We start from the raw sequence: 16,444 nt of genomic DNA, 5'->3' as shown, positions 1-16,444 counted from the left end.
ATAAACTGTTAAAAGAAACCTTATTTTACAACAATTAATGATTTTAATCTAATTACTTGATAATTTTGTATTATATCGCAACAGATCTCTTTCAAGATTAACGGACTGATCATTAAAGATATGCCTGTAAACCTGAACATTTTCCAAAACACGTTGTATGTAATTCCTTGTTTCTTTAAAAGGAACATGCTCTATCCAGTTTATTACCTGTTCATGATTTGTTGCATTTCTGGGATCGCCGAATTTTTCTATCCATTTTTTAACATTTGAAGGTCCTGCGTTATATGACGCTATTGCCAGCACGTATGAACCGTCAAACCGGTTTATAAGGTGGTTTATATAATAACTGCCCAGTTGCAGGTTATATTCGGGACTTGCGGTTAAGCTATCGGCACTATAGCTTTTTCTGATTTCCCCTACCACAAATTTAGCCGTTGCAGGCATTAACTGCATAAGCCCTCTGGCTCCCGCACCGCTTTGGGCATTAGTATCAAACAGGCTTTCCTGTCTTGCTATTGCCATAACCAAAGGTTTATCAGCATATAGCTCGCTTGATGTTGCTATAACCGGCCACCCGGTATTTGTCAGTACCACTTGTTTTTTTATAGCCTCTTTTGCAGCCATTACCGACAGCTCCACCTGATTAAGGGCGATTCCAAGCTCACTTATAAGGTGCATCTCACCTGCAATGTTATTTTCATCTATGGCAGCTTTTATGAACTGTTTAGCCTTACCGTGCTCACCGGCTTTGATTAGCATATAAGCTATCTTGGTCAGTCTGTTATTTTTATACTTTGCACGGTTTACTTTAGCATCACCGAAATCGGCTTCAATTTTCAGCTTTTTATTAGGAAAAACCTTTAAATGAGCCATTTGACCGTAAAAAGTCGTGGTATGCTCGGCTGCAAGTTTATACCATTTTTCAGCTACTTCATTGTTTTGGGTTTCCTCTGAAACACGCCCTGCCCAATAAGCGGCTCTGGATTTGCTTACAGGGTAATTTACGCTTTTATACATATCGTAAAAATGGCTATATGCCTCATCTTTTTTATCTATTATATAAGCCAGCCAGCCGGCAAGCCATGCAGAATCGGCAAATTCAGAAGTTCCGATTTCGTTTCCGTGGTTTGAGGCTACAGCATAAGCTTCCTTATATTTTAGCTCGTCAATAAGCTCCCTTATTATAACGTTTTTTATTTTCCACCATTTTTCCTGATATGGCATGGTTTTATTGACTTGCTTTATATACTGATAAACCATGTTATAATTTTTACGCTTCATATGCCATTGTATCCTGTCATATAACAGCCCCGAATTATCCTGCAATTTATCATCTATCCTTGCGATAATGGCATCTACCCCCTTCCTCCTCGTGATAAGATATATCCTTGCCGTGAACAATGTTTTATATTCACTGCTGACATAACGTATTATTTTCTTTGCGTCGGATAACTTATGTTCCCATAGCAGCCTGTCTATTCTCTCAAGATGATCTTCAGCCCTTAATCTTTTTAAGTGGTCTTTTATAAAATTCTTTTCTTCATCATAACCGAAATCCCCCTGCCTCCAAGCACGCCGGATAAGCTCGTTAATTTCCTTTTCACTATGCCCCAGCTTGATTTTAGCCTCTGCCAATATACGCATTGCATGTCCGGTAACAGGAGCCTCATTTTTAAAATAGCGTACTACTTTTTCAGGAGGAAGACCGTCAGGGAGAGAGAATTCCGCACGGTTTTGTATTATCTTTAGGCTAGGCCACGTATTATTTTTCGAAACAAAAGCCGTTATTTCGTCATATCCGTGACCTTCATAGCCTCTTACATAGGACATCCAAAGAACAAGGTCGAAAATATCGTGATCTTTGGTTTTAGTTGCCTCATAAACGGCATAATCAAATTTCTTTTGCTCGATATATTTTATAGATTTTTTCAGAGATTTAATGTCATCTTCATCCACGCCCCATTCTGCACTCACCGCCACATTAACGGTAGTTAAAATAACGAATATAATGAAAAAAAGAGTCCCCTTAAACATAACCACTCTTATAAAGTTCTATTTAGTAGTTTGCAAATAGTTTCGGAATCTATTATTACATTGAATCTGTAAGAAATTATAACGAGGTAAATAATGAGTAAAGCATTCGTATTTCCGGGGCAGGGTTCTCAATTTGTAGGTATGGGTAAGGATTTTGCAGACAATTTTGCATCTGCCAGAGAAGTTTTTGAAGAAGTTGACGAAGCACTTAATGAAAAGCTGTCAACCCTGATATTTGAAGGCACTATCGAAGATCTTACGATGACTCGGAACACTCAACCGGCTCTTATGGCTACATCTATTGCCATAACAAGAACTATAGAAAAGCAAAGCGGCAAGAAGCTTTCGGATATGTGTCATTATGTCGCCGGTCATTCTCTTGGTGAATATAGTGCTTTATGTGCCGCAGGTGCAATATCGCTTTCGGACACGGCAAAATTGCTCAGAATACGAGGCAATGCTATGGCAGATGCAGTCCCCGAAGGTCAGGGAAGTATGGCGGCATTGATAGGCACTGATTATGAACAGGCTGCAAAAATCTCAAAGGAAGTATCAGGCTACGGAGTATGTCAGGCCGCAAATGACAACGGAGGCGGACAGGTCGTAATTAGCGGTGATGTAAAAGCAATCGATCAAGCTATAATTGCCGCTCAAAATTACGGGATTAAGAGAGCTATAAAACTTGCAGTTAGCGCACCTTTCCACTGTGAACTAATGCTGCCTGCCGCTAAGATTATGGCAGATGCATTAGGTATAGTTAACTTAAAAAGCCCAAACGTCCCGTTAATCGCAAATGTAACCGCCGATGTAGTTATAGACTCCGAAGATATAAAGAAATTACTGGTAAAACAGGTAACCGGAACGGTTCGCTGGCGTGAATCGGTATTAAAACTGAAGGAAAAAGGTATAAATAAAATAGTAGAGTTCGGTGCGGGCAAAGTGCTATCCACACTGGTAAAGCGTATCGATAGTGATATAGAAAGCTCTTCCGTACAGACGGTTGAAGATATGGAGAATTTTCTAAAAAGTTTATAAAATATTATATGCGAAAATGAAAAAAGAAACCGTTGATAAGATATTTTCAGTTTTTTCCGAACAGACCCCCGAACCTAAAACCGAGCTTAATTACGTTAATAATTACACGTTATTAGTAGCGGTAGTATTATCGGCACAAGCTACCGATGTAGGTGTTAATAAGGCTACTGAATCTTTGTTCAAGGCAGTACAAACGCCAGAGGATATGGTAGACTTAGGCGAGGAAGGCTTGAAGAAATATATCAAGACAATAGGTCTTTTTAATTCAAAGGCAAAAAACGTTATGGCTTTAAGCAACATGCTGATAGAAAAGCATAATAGTCAGGTTCCTGACGACTTCGACTCGCTCAAGGCACTTCCGGGAGTCGGCGTAAAAACCGCTGATGTAGTTCTAAACTGTGCGTTCGGCAAGCCCACAATTGCCGTTGATACTCACGTTTTCAGGGTTAGTAACCGCCTTGGTCTGGTAAAAACAAAAACTCCCGACACAACAGGAGCAAAACTCTTAAAAGTAATTCCGTCAAAATGGCTGCAACACGCCCACCACTGGCTAATCCTACACGGCAGATATATCTGCGAAGCCCGAAAACCCCTATGCCACCGCTGTGATATAATAAATTTCTGCGAATATAAAGATAAGAATTTAGGTTCGAAATAACTTGAAAAATATTAACGCTCTCTACCGCTTTCCTTTCCCAAATTTTGTGTACCGATTGGTTTGGCAGCTTTTTCTTGTGAACTAACATCTCTCATTTTTGATGAGTTTTTTTCTATATGCTCTTTGGCTTTCGGTCTTATATTGCTTGTATCCTTAACAACATCATGACCATTTTCCACTCTGACCGGAGTGCTTTTTTTAGGATTAAATTCAAGCTCCTTCATCTCGGCTTCCAGATTTGCAAGAAAACTATCGGCACCAATAGATAAATCATCTATATCCACAGTCGGTTGATTTAAAACCGACTGCTCAAAATTTGGCATCTCAAAAGTAAATTGAGGAATCTCGGAAGCCGGTGAAGATTGCTTCGCTTCATACCTTCTTGCCTCCTCAGCCCCTTCAATTCTTAGCTGAACACCAACATTGCCTCTTCTTTGTGCAGTTTCTTTCGGAGTCTCTCTTATAGCGTTCTTGATATCAATATCCGCACCCGCTTCAAGTAAAACATCTGTGATTTCCATTGTATTGCCTGCCGATTTTGAAGCATAGTGAAGCGGTGTATTTTTAAGGTTAGAATCCTGACTATTAACATCCGCTCCTTTTTCTATTAGTTTTCTCGCAGCATCTACACTGCCTGCTTCTGCAGCAAAATGCAGAGGTGTCAAATCTTTATCATTTTTAGCATTAACATCGGCTCCTTCCTGACTTAATAAAATATCTAAAACATCAGAATGATTTTCTAAAGCGGCACGATGGATTGCCGTCATTCCATCTTTGCCTTTTTCATTAACGTCAATAACTCCTTCTACTTCTAAGCTAGCCTTAACCCTCTCTGAATTTCCCCTCCAACTAGCGGTTTGAAACACTTTTTTCCTATAAGCATTAACGTCATCTTTAGAATATTCATCTACCTCCTTTTTCTTACTTGTTACCAAGTCGCTTTCTAAAGGTTCGTTACTGCTTTTTGCCGCATGTTCCACCCTACGCTTAATATCACTTTTTAATTTTTCATCATCGGTTATAACTTCCTTTTCCTGATCGTAATTTTCTTTACTTACTTTAGGACCTGTGTTTTTGTCACCTCGACTGTAATACTTGGTTTCCGTGTCACGCATAACACTATCTATACGCCTTTGTGCCAGAGATTTGCCTTCAGTTATATCTTTTATTGTATCAATGATTTCTAAATCGCTTTCAATTGTAGGCGCCGTATTCTTACGGTTTGCACTAACGGTTATCGGAGGATTATTTTCCGCACCTCTTGCTGCAAGCTCATCATTTTCAAATAAAGTTCCGCCATAGCAAGAAAAAAGATCCACTGATGCCGCACCTTGTTCGCACATCTTAGAAATTCTTTCTGTCGTATTATGCTGTTTATAATCACCTTTAGATTCCCTTAATTTTTCTGCACCATGCTGTGATATTATTACATGAACAGGGTTATCCTTATTCTCTCCCTGCATCTCCTTCATAGCATCTAATATTTCATCATCGGAAACATTCCTCTCACCATTACCTACGATTCTAACATTATCGCCCACTTCTTTTTTTATACGCCCGTATGATGACGCAAACTCATCTTCAATAACTAAAAGAACGCTTGGCTTCTTTGACTCTTCATTAAAAGAGGCTGAATTGTTTTTTCCCATTACAATTACCTTAATTAACTAAATAATTTTATGTATCATCTAATATAAATAAAGTCACAATTATACAACGAAAAATATTAACATTCAATTAACTTTTGACACAAACGGGTGGAAGATAAAAAACTACTTTAAATTTGCACATTGTAACAGATTGGGTATAATAGCGTAAATTTGTTATAGTATGTATATATTTATGGAAGAACCTACACAAACATTCACAAGTAGTTTAAGCGATAAAGGCAAACGTCTTGATAAGTTCCTGTCAGATAATATAGAACTTTCACGCAGCAGAGTTAAGGTTTTAATTGAAGACGGTTACGTAACCAAGGGCGACAAAGTAATAACCGATGCAAAATACAAGGTCAAACCAGATGAAACTTTCAGCATGGAAATACCGCCTGCCGAGCCTTCCGACATACTTCCTAATCACAACATAAAATTAGATATAAAATATGAAGATGATGAGTTCCTGATAATCAATAAACAGGCGGGTCTTACGGTTCATCCGGGTGCGGGTAATTACAACGAGACGATGGTAAACGCCCTTATGGCATATTGTGGCGATAACTTATCGGGAGTCGGCGGAGTTGCACGCCCCGGCATTGTGCATCGTCTTGATAAGGACACGAGCGGTCTGATTCTTGTTGCAAAGACCGATAACGCCCATAATAAGTTATCCAAGCAGATTTCCGAGCGGACAGCCAAGCGTGTATATACCGCTTTTTGCTGGGGCGTACCAAAACCTTATAGCGGCACTATAGAAACCTATATTGACCGCAACCCCAAACACCGCCTTAAAATGACCACGACAGAGGATAAAGGCAAGCACGCCGTCACACATTATGAGGTAAAAAAGATTTACGGTCAGAGTATTGCCAGCAAGATTGAATGTCGCCTGCAAACCGGCAGAACCCATCAGATACGTGTACATTTTACGGATAAAGGACACCCGCTTATCGGCGACCCTCTATACGGCAACAAAAATAACAATAAAATGAAGGCTCTTAGCGAGGATTTATATAGGTTTTTACAAAGTTTTAATCGTCAGGCACTACATTCTTCGCAAGTAGGGGTTGAACATCCTTCAAACAATAACTATATTAATATAGTATGTGATTTGCCAAGCGATATGAAAGAATTGGAAAATCTGTTAAATGACTTGAAATAGTAACAGCAAACTGTTATAATGTGTCTGTAAATTTCCAGTCATTTTTAAAAAGAACGTTATATTTTTTTATAAGAGGTTTTTTTGTATGGTTAACGCTAACACATTACCGGTTTTATCAGGGGATACAACCCTTACCGGCTATATGAGCCAAATCAGCAAATTCCCCTACCTGACTCAAGACGAGGAGCAGGATTTGGCTAAAAAATGGTGTGAGGACGGAGATATTAAAGCAGCTCACAAGCTTGTTACAAGCCACTTACGCCTTGTTGTAAAAATAGCCTCAGGCTTCAGGAATTACGGTCTTCCCATCATGGATATGGTGGCAGAAGGCAATATCGGTCTTATGCAAGCAGTAAAAAAGTTCGATCACACAAAAGGTTTCCGCCTTTCCACTTATGCTATGTGGTGGATTAAGGCATCTATTCAAGAATATGTGCTTCACTCATGGTCATTGGTAAAAATCGGTACTACCGCCGCCCAGAAAAAATTATTCTTTAACCTTCGTAAGATGAAAAGCCGTCTTGATAAGCTTGACAACAATATGCTGACTCCTTCCGAAGTAAAGCAGATAGCAAGCGATTTGGACGTTTCCGAAAGCGAAGTTCTGGAGATGGATTCACGCCTTACCCAAGGTGACCAGTCATTAAACTCCCCTGCCCTAGGCTATGAGGAAGATTCGGGCGAAATGATAGATTTTGTAGCTAACGAAGAAGAAAGCCATGATATAGTTCTTGCCGCAAGTCAGGATTTGGAATACAGAAAAAGTCTTCTTTTCAAAGCAATGGACGCATTAAACGAGCGTGAGCGTGATATAATAATGAAACGCCGTATGTCCGAGCCTGCCGTTACTTTAGAGGACTTGAGTCAGGAATATGATATTTCCCGTGAGCGTGTACGTCAGATTGAAAACCGTGCAATGGAAAAATTGCAAGAGGCAGTTGTCGGGCAGCAAAATTAAATTCACGACTACTTACAAACAATACTCCCTAACCAACGCCATCGGAAATTTAAGAGAGTTTTTAAACTGCTCAACCGTTATCCATTCATTAGGGGCATGTGCGTTTTGTAATATCCCTCCCGGCCCACAAACAATAACCAAAGTTTCATCATTTTTATAAAGATGAGATATGCCGCCTGCATCTGTCAAATAAGCCTTTGTTGCCAAAGGGTTATGAGCAACATTATTTCCTTCGGTTTTATTGAATATTTCCACCGTCCTTTTTAACTTAGGGTTATCATTTTGTTTTATAAGCCCTTCATTTATAGTAACATCTATAAGCTCGACTCCCACTTTAGGGGCATAATCAAGATTTTTATTTTTTTTAACCCGCAACGCCTCTTCCTGCATTTGTTTATTAAGAATATCGGCTTGCTCTCTTATCATACAAAATAGTTCATCTGCCCTGCCAGCTAAAAACCTTGCGTTAAACAAAACTTCCGCATGGTCGCAAATAACATTAGCCGCCTTCCCTCCTGCTATAACACCGACATTTATAGTATGGTATGACGGATAAAAATCCTTATCATGCGATGCTGTGTCTTTTTCAAATTTTTCTTCCAGCAATGTTAGTGATTCAACAAATTTAGCCGCATATTTAATTGCACTTACACCCTCTTTGGGATAAGCCGAATGCCCTGCCGAGCCTTTAAATACGGCTTTTTGCTGCCCTCCTCCTTTGTGACCGGTGATTATCAGCCCGTCAGTAGGCTCACCGACGACCACAATATCAGGCTTTGCTCCCATTTTCTCTAACCCTTCGAGCAAATGATCGTTACCGCAACACCCTATTTCCTCCCCCCACGAAAAGGCAAAGTAAACAGGCTTTTTAAGCTGCATAGACCGTAACTTTTCCGACATGGCAATATATGCACAAACAGCCCCCTTCATATCGGTAGCCCCTCGCCCTATCAGCCTATCACCTTTTTGCGTCAGCACAAACGGGTCTGAATCCCAGCCGTTTTGCCCTCTTGCAGGTATAACGTCCATATGCCCTGAAAAAACAACTCCCCCCTCAGTTTCAGCCCCAAACCTTGCGATTAGGGTATTTTGTTTTACCCCCTGCGGGTAATCGGCATCAATAAGATTAACTTTAGCTCCGAATTTCTTTAATACACTTGCTATATCATTTGCTAATTCACAAGTAGATTCCGCCTCATTCTTGTTATGGGAACTAACCGTTTCATATGATATCAATTCGGCAAGTAAAGCCTTAAACGCCTCAAAGTCGTTTACCAAACCGCTATCATCGGGTTTTATTTTTGATATTAACGGGAAGATTAACGAGGACATTGAAATATTGATTATATATTAAAAAGCGTATCATTATAATAAATGATAACGATTAATTCCACCTTCTTTTTTTATATCGCTTGGACTGTCCGCAGTTTTGCGGATAGAGCGTCTTTAAAATTTTGCTACTTAATCACATAAGCTATAGAGCATCTTTTAGTAGACTTATCACTTAAATTTGCTGCTACATAATCTGCTCCACCGGTTGATAGATAATTATCCGAACACCCATCAACAGTTAGACCTCCACCTATATTATGGTATGCTATAAAGTTACCTTCATTTGCTATTCCGTCATCTAATTTTACATCTAGGCTGTATGCTTCCGGAACCGTATAAGCCGGTTCCCACCAATTATCATAACCTTTTGGTCCGGCTGAATACATCAACACTCTAGTAAGATCGAGAGTAGGTATACGATTGTTATAATGTTCAATATTGCTATGGGTCCAATACCTTGCTTTCCCTGTCCGAGAGAAATAACAACTGTCCTCGCCGCAATTATCGAAAACGGCAGTACCGTCAAGCTGTCTGCTCACAATTCCGGATAAACTTAAATGCTGCCAGAATCTTGCTGTTTCGTTATCATTTAAATTGTGTGTATAAATTATCTTCCATTTCCATCACCGTTACACTGGACCGCTGTGGCACCGCTATTACAATTCGGCCAATAAGAATGAGCATTAGGCATATCTCCCGGTAACGCATTATATTCAAGGTAAAAAGTGTTAATTTGGAATTTGAATTGATTAAGCTCTGTTATAATTGTTCTTAACTTTGATTGATTAACCAAAGCCTGCCCGCCAACCACTCCTGCAACGATAAGCCCGATAATTACTATTACTATAGATAACTCAATCAGAGTAAATCCCTTCTCAGACTCAGGTCTTCGGTCTTTCAGGGTTATAAACATGCATGTATTTTTCCTCAAAATCTACTGTTAATAATCTAATATTATTGCATTTTCAAGTTAATAATTAGTTAATTTCCCTTACGATTTTAAGGGAATACTTACTATTGATAGATTTTGTATAAATTATATAGCAATCTTTATTTCTACCATGCTGAAACAAACCCCTTCCATAACATTATGCCTATTTAGCTATACTAATTCAACAATACCAATTTATGATACCAAAACACGCCAACGAAACATTAATAATACATTTTCATTTTCTATATAAAAAAACAAAAAAATTCACCTATACGCAATTCTTTGCTTGATTTTATCTATAACTTACTATAAAAAGCATGCCTCAACTAGCTAAAGGCCCCTTCGTCTAGTGGTTAGGACGCCAGGTTTTCATCCTGGTAACACGGGTTCGAATCCCGTAGGGGTCACCATTCCTTTTAAAATCAATAGCTTGCGATTTAGAAATGGCGGTGCATCGAACAGGTGTCGCAATGTACAATCCGTCCTACCTTACTCTATCACGTCATAAAGTATATTACTTTCGTTATCCATTACTTAACAATAAAGAACAAACCAGTTATATTTACCTATCCCTTAGAACAAGAGAGCCAAAAGAAGCATTGATTCTTGCCAAGAAGTTAGAGTATCATTCTAGCCAAATTATGAACCAGCATAAGGAAAGCCTAGTGAACGACCAAGAAGCCAAGCAGATAGTAGGTGATTATCTAAGAAACAAGTTAGACAAATACAAAAGGGAGATTGATAAAACACCATGCTATACTAATCGTATTAACAAATGGAGCAGTGCATTACTTAGCCTAGAACACGACCCTAAGCCTCATACAGAGAAATTTATCAAAGATGCAGGTATAGACATAGAAACAGATAGTGAGGACTTCCAGACACTTCATAGGTACGTTAAACGCAATCTTCCAGATTATTACAAAGAACTGCATGAGTATAACGAGAGAGCCTTTAATGTTGGTCTAAGAGGAGAGCCTAAGACATTAGTAAGAAAAGGATTTTATAAACTTGATGATGTAATACCTAAATTCATAGAGGCTAGTAAGACTGAAAGAAACTGGGGTAACGGCAGAAGACACGAAATTATATCATTCCTTGAGGTATTGAAAGAGATTCTAGGAAACAACTTTAATACTAACGACATTGACAAAGAGAGGGCTGGAAAGGTAGCAGATACAATCTACAACTTACCTTCCAGAAGAGATACAAACCCACTAACACAAGGATTAAGCATCTTAGAAGCCAGTAAGGTGAAAGATGTAGAAAAAATAAGCACCGGAACTATAAAAAAGTACATAGGAGCATACAGCCTATTTTTCCAATGGTGCGAAAGTAGAAGCTATTGCGAGACAAACCCTTTTAAAAGCATTAAGGCGAACATTACGAATAAACAACAAGAGGTCAGGTATCCTTTCAGTGATGCAGACATTAGCAAGATACTAGCTGAACTACATAACTATCCTAAGAGCCGTATAAAAAAGGAATATCAGTACTGGGGCATATTGATAGCTATGTACACAGGTGCAAGGCTTAATGAAATAGCACAGTTAGAAGTTAGCGATATTAAGAATACGGAGGAAATTTGGTATATTGACGTAAATGATAATGGCGATAAGGAACTGAAAACCAAAACATCAAAACGCAAAATACCTATCCACGAGAAACTTATTAAGCTGGGCTTTATTGAATACGTAGAGAAACTTAAGAAGCAAGGCAAGAAGCGTGTGCTATATCAGCTATCATGGAGCAAAAAGGGGTATGGTAGAAATTTAGGCAGGTTTTTTAATGAAAGCCTTTTACCAGCATTGGAAATCAAGAACAAGAATGTGTCTTTCCACTGCTTACGTCATACCGTTAATACAAGGTTATTACAAAACGAAGTAGAGCTATTCAAGATTCAATCTATACTCGGTCATACTGTAACAACGGGAATGACTGCCAAATATGCACAGGAAGGCTACAAGCTATCACAACTTAATAACGCACTTCATAAACTGCCATATTAAGAGAAAACTCAATAACAAAAAGCTGGCTATAGGTACTTTAAAATAACGATTAAGTGTGGATTGTATCTATCTTTTGCATTTAATATATAATACAGCAGGTTATTAATTTAACTACTAAGTAGTAACAATACTATGTACCTTATAATTAGTTAGTATCAGTTTCAACTTGTAAGTAATTACAAGTAGTACATACAGTAGTAGTATATTATATACATATATAATACTACTAAGAGTATATAATAGAAGTAAATAGATGATAGATAGAATAGATAAAAGATAGAAATAAAGACAGATGTAAAACATACATAAGATAACTACTGAATGTATATACTAGATTAATACTAATAGGTATTGACTATAAAGATATAACTATGTGTAATAAGAATATAAATACTAATAGTATTCACAGTATTACTATAATAGCAATAAACTAATATAACTTAATACAATTAGTAAACATACTATATATAGCACTGTAAGAGACTACTATGCTCAATAATACATATACGCCAAACACATTTGACTTGTAATACCCCTCAACATATTATAAATTCCCTCTCGGAGCAGTGTGTTACTGTTCTGGAGCTTTAACACTCCTAGCAAATAGCGGTTATCCGAACCGTGTATTCGGACTCTCAGTTTCTATGGCTGGGAGTCCTCTGTCATGTAATAGCACTTTGTGTAAAAGCAGAGGGCACGACCTATTTGCCGTGTGTTAAAACTCCCAGTCACCAGCATAATAGTTGGTGACTATTTTTATTAATATAACGGGAGTTAACAATATGAAAACTAATCTAAAGAAATTATTTATCAGTACTGCTATAGGCGGTTTAATGGTATCTACAGCAAATGCAGGTTCATTAAAGGAGCTTAATCCTTATATAGGTATTGACTACCAACGCACTACACTGGACTATAACAGCAACTATACTAAGTTTGGCGGTGGAACATCAGTAGATGGAAATATTATCTTAGAAGACGCTCTAAACGGCTTTAATTTACATGCTGGTATCAGACCTCATAAGCATGTAGGGTTTGAGATTGGATATTTTTATAATATTGAGGAGAGCAAGAACATAGCTAATGGTAGTACAGTAGGAACTGGAACGGTTGCCACTGCTAACTTTACTACCGATGTAACCTCTCAAGGTCTTACTCTTGATGCTCTTGGATACTTGCCTATAGATAAACAAGAAAGGTTTGAGCTAATCGGAACTGCTGGACTATCGATAACAAATGCAGAAGTTACCTTTAACGTACCCGGAGTTGGTGCAGGTAGTGCAGACGAAACAGAAGTTGGTTTCAGAGCTGGTCTAGGTGGACAAATAAACATAAATGATAATCTTAATTTCAGAGCCATAGGACGCTATCAGACTGCTGACTTTGATGATGTAGCAGATGATAGCATGGTGTACACTGTAGGGCTTAATTATAAGTTCTAGGGCTATCCTGTAATAATTTGTTATCCATACCCCTCCTTAATCTGGAGGGGATTAACCTTAATACACCTAATGATGGAGATATAGTAAATTGGAAGCTTTATTTAGCATAGCATTAATAAGTTATGTAATTTGGTATTTGTATAGCAGGCATAAAAAGAAAGCTATAGAATCAAACTTTAGAGAACTATATAACCAATCCTTAAATTTAATGAACGAGAAAAAAGCTAAAATTGAGGCTAAAGGCATTCCTTATGTACATCATAACCTTAAAGAAGGAGTATTTCAGATGGTAGACTTTCCATATAACTCCTTTGAGGAATGGCATAAGGTATATAATGAGGCTGCTATAGCTAGCAATAAAGCACTTGTACCCACCACTACAGAAGACGGAGTAAAAATTTCTATATTAGACATGCTTGATATAGAGCCTTGTGTTAGAGCTTATGAACACCACCTTAACCCAGAAAAATTAGGAAGTAAATTTGGTGAGCAATTTAGTATTGGTGATGTAGAGTTTCAAGATTGAGTAAGAACAAGGGATTTTATTAAAGAAGCACATGGGACGGATATATAAATACTTACATATCTTACTTATTACGAGCTAATCAGAATACCCATAATTCAGATAGATTTGTGTAAGCTTCATAGCTGGTTAATAGGCTAATATAATTAATTACTGGAATAACTTACTTAATCCATTTATTATATTACCCGATTATCCCCTTGACGCACGGAAGAAGTAAGTATATAATATCCTTATAACGAAAGGATATTAACATGAAAGCAACAACTATACAGCAATTTTTTAAACAGTTTCCAGATGATACAACTTGTTTAAAGCACTTGTTTGATGTGCGTTATGGTCAAGAACATACTTGTTCTAATTGTAACACTCAAAGTAAGTGGTATAGGCTTGCAAACCGCCCTGTATATTCATGTGGCAAATGTGGGAATCATATACACCCTACTGCTGGCACTCTTTTTGAAGGTTCGAGAACATCGCTACAACTATGGTTTTTTGCTATATACCTATTCACAAAAACTAGAAGCGGTGTATCAGCTAAAGAGCTTCAAAGACAATTAGGAGTAACTTATAAATGTGCTTGGCGTATGGGGCATGAAATAAGGCAACATATGGGCTTTGTTGATGGTAACGCTCCTTTAGATGGTGAGATTGAAGTTGATGTAACATACATAGGCGGTCACAGAGAAGGCAAAAGAGGGCGTGGGGCAGAAGGCAAAACTATTCTTTTTGGTATGTTAGACCGTGATGGTGATATTATGACTAAAGTTGTTGCTGATACTAAAGGTGTGACTCTAAAGGGCATATAGCTTATAATGTAACGGAAGGCTCAACTATTCACAGTGATGAATACCGCCCTTACAATGGGCTTGATAACATGGGTTATACGCATAAGCGTTGCAATCATGGTGCTAAACAATATTCAGTAAACGGAAGCCATGTAAACACATTAGAAGGCTTCTGGTCACGTCTAAAATCAAGCATTAACGGTACTCATATTCACATTTCAGGTAAACACCTTGATAAATATGCAGCAGAATTTGAATACAGGTTTAACTCTCGTCTTTCTCCAGAGAATATGCTTCCTGAACTTTTGGGGACTTTCCCTTTGCCATTGAAGAAATAGCTTTATCGAAAACCTCTTTATTACCAGTTAAGCCTTTACGCTCTTTTATGAACTCGTTAAGTTTACCACTCTTCAAGGCTTCTTTGAGCGTCGTTTTTAATATCACTGATTATGAACTCCTTTACTATATCTTTTTGAAGTCTTTGTTTGGCAATTACAATTATTGCCTTTTTATCAGCCATTGCAACAACATATTTATTGTTTGGAAGTTCAATTTGAGGGTCGGTAATTTTTGCGTTAAATCTTCTATGCAAATCTTCTATTAAAGACACTTTGCATGTAAAGTTTTTCATATCTAATTCAGTAATGAAAACATTATAAGGCTGTGGATTCGTGAAGCTGACATCTTCACTATGTATAACCTTCTTGTCAGCAGTATCTACTGTAGTATAATATCCTTCCTTATTACCAAATTTTATAGTCTTGCAGGAGCGTTCTATAGGCTGTACGGCTTGTTTTGCCGATGATAGTAGCCCCATAGCCATTTTATCAATAATATCAAGTAAACGGTCTTCTCTTTTTCCGTTCTGACTCATAGATTCAATTAATGCGGTGCGTAATACGTCCATTTCCTTGTCCCTACCAGATAATAAAGCCCAGACGTATTGAAATATTAATACTGTAAGCCCAGAACATATTCCTGCTGCTGCGGTAGACAAGAAAGGGCTTTTGTCTAATACTTCTATAAAGGCTTGCAGAGAGTAACAATTTTCTTTTGGCACTCCTACAACGACTCGGCAATCTAAATTTCTCTGTCCTTTTTTATAATTTTTAGTAATTGAAAAAGTGGCTATAGTGGTAATTATTTTAGAAATACCTTGTACTGAAACGCCTAAATCATGCAAATCAATTTGATGGTTATCTGCGTCCAATCCATCATATCTAATTAATATAGATTCAAATCCAATATTTTCTTGTTTAGGCAAAGCATTTTTGCTATTATCTTCCATGTCATTATCCTACTAATGAATTTTTAAGTCCCTACGCCAATAGGGACTTTTATTTTATCATAAGTTGAATAACATAACAGAAAATTATTACTTAGCAACAACTCCGTGCGTCAAGGGGATAATCGGGAAGTTTTATTATACTAGCTAGAGGTTAAGGATACTTCCAATTGAACGTGCATGAAAACCCTTCATACCTTATCCATGAGAAGCAAGTTCACCCAATTGCTTGCGTAGGCATCAAATAATAAAGATTGCTCTGTATGGGCTTTATTATGCCATTTATTGGCAACTGCTATTTTACTTGAAATTACCATATGAATATACAGCCTCTTGAAACCAGTTCAAATCCTTAACAGCAATCAAAAATATGCTATAAATTTACGGCAGGTGTTATTTATATAAAGCCTCATGGTTTTCCCCATATGGGCTAATAGCATTGTAATTACAAGATATTTCTATATAAATAATCTTGACAATTATCTGCTAAAGTGCGACCTTTTGGTGAAACCTTTTATTAATCATAAGCTGCAATGCACTGATTTATAATGGTTGTGAAATCGGGGTTCAAGTCCCTGTCCCGCTACCAATTTTGGTCAAGATACCAGATAAAAAGATTTCCATGTTTA

15 protein-coding genes and 1 tRNA gene are annotated in these 16,444 nt (G+C 37.7%); 10 read left to right on the top strand and 6 right to left on the bottom strand.

All coding sequences use genetic code 11. The annotated features are described in order from the left end of the window. Positions 1 to 48: 48 nt before the first annotated feature. Positions 49 to 2,034, bottom strand: a complete 1,986-nt coding sequence (locus O2942_11220) for a lytic transglycosylase domain-containing protein (GenBank protein ID MDA0782818.1) — start codon at positions 2,032 to 2,034, stop codon at positions 49 to 51. 93 nt (positions 2,035 to 2,127) lie between these two features. On the opposite strand from O2942_11220, the gene fabD reads away from it, so the two are divergent. Beyond that, a complete protein-coding gene (gene fabD, locus O2942_11215) occupies positions 2,128 to 3,069 on the top strand; it encodes an ACP S-malonyltransferase (protein MDA0782817.1) in 942 nt (313 codons plus the stop codon). Between the two features lie 16 nt (positions 3,070 to 3,085). Further along, on the top strand, positions 3,086 to 3,727 hold the full coding sequence (gene nth / locus O2942_11210) for an endonuclease III (GenBank protein MDA0782816.1): 642 nt from the start codon (positions 3,086 to 3,088) through the stop codon (positions 3,725 to 3,727). An 11-nt stretch (positions 3,728 to 3,738) separates the two neighbouring features. On the opposite strand, the gene O2942_11205 is transcribed toward nth, so the two are convergent. Further along, entirely contained in the window at positions 3,739 to 5,376 is a 1,638-nt protein-coding gene (locus O2942_11205; protein MDA0782815.1) for an ankyrin repeat domain-containing protein, read from the bottom strand. 193 nt (positions 5,377 to 5,569) lie between these two features. On the opposite strand from O2942_11205, the gene O2942_11200 reads away from it, so the two are divergent. Together O2942_11200 and rpoH are read left to right on the top strand one after the other, a co-directional pair. Next, the gene (locus O2942_11200) at positions 5,570 to 6,544 is read left to right on the top strand and encodes an RluA family pseudouridine synthase (protein ID MDA0782814.1); all 975 of its coding nucleotides are present in this window, start codon (positions 5,570 to 5,572) and stop codon (positions 6,542 to 6,544) included. Positions 6,545 to 6,629: 85 nt separating this feature from the next. Continuing rightward, on the top strand, positions 6,630 to 7,502 hold the full coding sequence (rpoH, locus tag O2942_11195; protein ID MDA0782813.1) for an RNA polymerase sigma factor RpoH: 873 nt from the start codon (positions 6,630 to 6,632) through the stop codon (positions 7,500 to 7,502). 12 nt (positions 7,503 to 7,514) lie between these two features. On the opposite strand, the gene O2942_11190 is transcribed toward rpoH, so the two are convergent. The 3 genes from O2942_11190 to O2942_11180 all read right to left on the bottom strand — a co-directional run bounded on the left by O2942_11190 (position 7,515) and on the right by O2942_11180 (position 9,747). Beyond that, positions 7,515 to 8,834, bottom strand: coding sequence for a M20/M25/M40 family metallo-hydrolase (locus tag O2942_11190; protein MDA0782812.1), 1,320 nt, complete (start codon positions 8,832 to 8,834; stop codon positions 7,515 to 7,517). 125 nt (positions 8,835 to 8,959) lie between these two features. Further along, on the bottom strand, positions 8,960 to 9,373 hold the full coding sequence (locus tag O2942_11185; protein ID MDA0782811.1) for a hypothetical protein: 414 nt from the start codon (positions 9,371 to 9,373) through the stop codon (positions 8,960 to 8,962). Positions 9,374 to 9,441: 68 nt separating this feature from the next. Further along, complete coding sequence (locus O2942_11180; protein MDA0782810.1) at positions 9,442 to 9,747, bottom strand: prepilin-type N-terminal cleavage/methylation domain-containing protein; 306 nt, start codon at positions 9,745 to 9,747, stop codon at positions 9,442 to 9,444. A gap of 356 nt (positions 9,748 to 10,103) precedes the next feature. On the opposite strand from O2942_11180, the gene O2942_11175 reads away from it, so the two are divergent. The 6 genes from O2942_11175 to O2942_11150 all read left to right on the top strand — a co-directional run bounded on the left by O2942_11175 (position 10,104) and on the right by O2942_11150 (position 14,868). Continuing rightward, positions 10,104 to 10,178 (top strand) — tRNA-Glu (locus tag O2942_11175). Positions 10,179 to 10,211: 33 nt separating this feature from the next. Then, positions 10,212 to 11,777 carry a site-specific integrase gene (locus tag O2942_11170; protein ID MDA0782809.1) on the top strand — a complete coding sequence of 522 codons (1,566 nt, stop codon included), beginning with the start codon at positions 10,212 to 10,214 and terminating at the stop codon, positions 11,775 to 11,777. A 782-nt stretch (positions 11,778 to 12,559) separates the two neighbouring features. Beyond that, a complete protein-coding gene (locus tag O2942_11165) occupies positions 12,560 to 13,219 on the top strand; it encodes an outer membrane beta-barrel protein (GenBank protein ID MDA0782808.1) in 660 nt (219 codons plus the stop codon). A gap of 88 nt (positions 13,220 to 13,307) precedes the next feature. Next, positions 13,308 to 13,745: a hypothetical protein gene (locus O2942_11160; GenBank protein MDA0782807.1), complete on the top strand. Its 438-nt coding sequence runs from the start codon at positions 13,308 to 13,310 to the stop codon at positions 13,743 to 13,745. Positions 13,746 to 13,996: 251 nt separating this feature from the next. Beyond that, positions 13,997 to 14,551 carry an IS1595 family transposase gene (locus O2942_11155; protein MDA0782806.1) on the top strand — a complete coding sequence of 185 codons (555 nt, stop codon included), beginning with the start codon at positions 13,997 to 13,999 and terminating at the stop codon, positions 14,549 to 14,551. A gap of 26 nt (positions 14,552 to 14,577) precedes the next feature. Continuing rightward, on the top strand, positions 14,578 to 14,868 hold the full coding sequence (locus tag O2942_11150; GenBank protein MDA0782805.1) for an IS1595 family transposase: 291 nt from the start codon (positions 14,578 to 14,580) through the stop codon (positions 14,866 to 14,868). Positions 14,869 to 14,930: 62 nt separating this feature from the next. Here O2942_11150 and O2942_11145 read toward each other — a convergent pair whose 3' ends face one another. Continuing rightward, positions 14,931 to 15,818 carry a hypothetical protein gene (locus O2942_11145; protein MDA0782804.1) on the bottom strand — a complete coding sequence of 296 codons (888 nt, stop codon included), beginning with the start codon at positions 15,816 to 15,818 and terminating at the stop codon, positions 14,931 to 14,933. Positions 15,819 to 16,444 lie beyond the last annotated feature (626 nt).

It is taken from the genome of Pseudomonadota bacterium, assembly GCA_027620075.1.
GTDB lineage: Bacteria > Pseudomonadota > Alphaproteobacteria > Rickettsiales > UBA6187 > 1-14-0-20-39-49.
The sequence above is the reverse complement of the archived record's forward strand: the minus strand, read 5'-3'. Positions and strand labels throughout refer to the sequence as shown.

Excerpts from the sequence above, each read along its gene's own strand:
- O2942_11220 (MDA0782818.1), bottom strand. The coding sequence starts at position 2,034 with ATGTTTAAGGGGACTCTTTTTTTCATTATATTCGTTATTTTAACTACC.
- fabD (MDA0782817.1), top strand. The coding sequence starts at position 2,128 with ATGAGTAAAGCATTCGTATTTCCGGGGCAGGGTTCTCAATTTGTAGGT.
- nth (MDA0782816.1), top strand. The coding sequence starts at position 3,086 with ATGAAAAAAGAAACCGTTGATAAGATATTTTCAGTTTTTTCCGAACAG.
- O2942_11205 (MDA0782815.1), bottom strand. The coding sequence starts at position 5,376 with ATGGGAAAAAACAATTCAGCCTCTTTTAATGAAGAGTCAAAGAAGCCA.
- O2942_11200 (MDA0782814.1), top strand. The coding sequence starts at position 5,570 with ATGGAAGAACCTACACAAACATTCACAAGTAGTTTAAGCGATAAAGGC.
- rpoH (MDA0782813.1), top strand. The coding sequence starts at position 6,630 with ATGGTTAACGCTAACACATTACCGGTTTTATCAGGGGATACAACCCTT.
- O2942_11190 (MDA0782812.1), bottom strand. The coding sequence starts at position 8,834 with ATGTCCTCGTTAATCTTCCCGTTAATATCAAAAATAAAACCCGATGAT.
- O2942_11180 (MDA0782810.1), bottom strand. The coding sequence starts at position 9,747 with ATGTTTATAACCCTGAAAGACCGAAGACCTGAGTCTGAGAAGGGATTT.
- O2942_11170 (MDA0782809.1), top strand. The coding sequence starts at position 10,212 with ATGGCGGTGCATCGAACAGGTGTCGCAATGTACAATCCGTCCTACCTT.
- O2942_11165 (MDA0782808.1), top strand. The coding sequence starts at position 12,560 with ATGAAAACTAATCTAAAGAAATTATTTATCAGTACTGCTATAGGCGGT.
- O2942_11155 (MDA0782806.1), top strand. The coding sequence starts at position 13,997 with ATGAAAGCAACAACTATACAGCAATTTTTTAAACAGTTTCCAGATGAT.
- O2942_11145 (MDA0782804.1), bottom strand. The coding sequence starts at position 15,818 with ATGGAAGATAATAGCAAAAATGCTTTGCCTAAACAAGAAAATATTGGA.